Source organism: Microcystis sp. LEGE 08355 (assembly GCF_015207185.1).
GTDB lineage: Bacteria > Cyanobacteriota > Cyanobacteriia > Cyanobacteriales > Microcystaceae > Microcystis > Microcystis panniformis.
This window is the reverse complement of sequence record NZ_JADEXI010000901.1, coordinates 1-1,261: the sequence shown is the minus strand read 5'-3', so window position 1 is coordinate 1,261 and position 1,261 is coordinate 1. Positions and strand designations below refer to the sequence as shown.

General features: G+C 33.7%; 2 pseudogenes. Both read right to left on the bottom strand.

Going from position 1 to position 1,261, the window contains the following annotated elements:
• Window positions 1–286: pseudogene (locus IQ242_RS25095) on the bottom strand (hypothetical protein); the annotation flags it as partial.
• A gap of 27 nt (window positions 287–313) precedes the next feature.
• Window positions 314–1,261: pseudogene (locus IQ242_RS25090) on the bottom strand (hypothetical protein); the annotation flags it as partial.

The window sequence follows — 1,261 nt, the reverse complement described above, 5'->3', positions numbered from 1 at the left end:
ATCCTCCCATGAAAAAACCCACGACAATCGGAGGCAGTTTCAGATAATAAACAGTGACGAAAAAGGGAACATCAATCAGGGGATTAAAAAAAGTTTGTATCTGTGCGGGTAGGACATCATACTTAAATCTTCCTGTCAATAACATATAGGGATTATAAAAATGATAATTGCGTAAATCCCAACTAACATCTTGACCTAAAATAACCGAGATAATTCCCAAAGCAACAAAGTAGATAATTGCCCAAAATAAGGTATGAGAAAGGGGAAAACGTTTCAGGATTGTCATAATTGATTACCTAGTTTTATAAAGTATTTAAGGTGAAATTTTTCCAAGTTTACAGATTGAGTATTTTTCAATAGCAGTTATAAAAGGTTGACAATTATTGCGATCAATAACAAGGTTACGAAATTCTAAAGCTGCTTGCTTAGATTTTTCCCTATCTGATTCTTTTAGTTCAAAATTGACCTCTAGTAAATACAGCGATGATTCGGGAGTTTTATCGATAATCTCTGCTGCTATTTTACTCATCTTGGTATGAGGACTTAAACCGAAATTACCAGTAATCCGCAGGAAGCGAGTATTACTAGGAAAATAGGGAACCACATAGCTAACCGGTTCTCCTCCCCAGAGAACAATTACATCATCTTGATATTGTACCAAAGCTTGTCTATCAATACTAAAATAGTTATCCGACCAAGGAATTCGCCACCAATCTAGGGGTTTAACAGTGGCTAAAATTAAAACAAAAATCCCTAGAGTGACTAATAATACTGGTTTTCTCTTAGGATAGAAATAGGCAGCAATTAAGAGAATTAAAATGGGAGTAATTAACTCTAAAACTATGAGATAGCGATAGATAGAAAATTTCTTTAACCAAATGGAGTAAGCGGTCAAATAAAAGGGTAGTAAAAAGCTTAAAATTGAGGTATAAATTAGGTTATTTACAGGAAAAATTAATTTTTTGTTACCATAGCGATAAAGAATAAAACCCAGCAATATTACTATGAGAATATAAGCGATTGCAAAGCGAGATTCTTTAAATTTAAGTTCAGCTACTAAGGTTTGTTCTTGAGCAAAATAAAAAGGGTAAAATAACCATTGCCAAATGTCTCTAGGCAAAAATCGCAGGTCTTGCAAATTGACATCGGTTTCAATATAAGGAGATTGAAAAATTTTATTAAAGAACGGAAAAAGAGGATTAGCAAACTTTGTCCACATTAGGATAATCCAATAACCAGCAGTGAGACTAAAACCCACGGC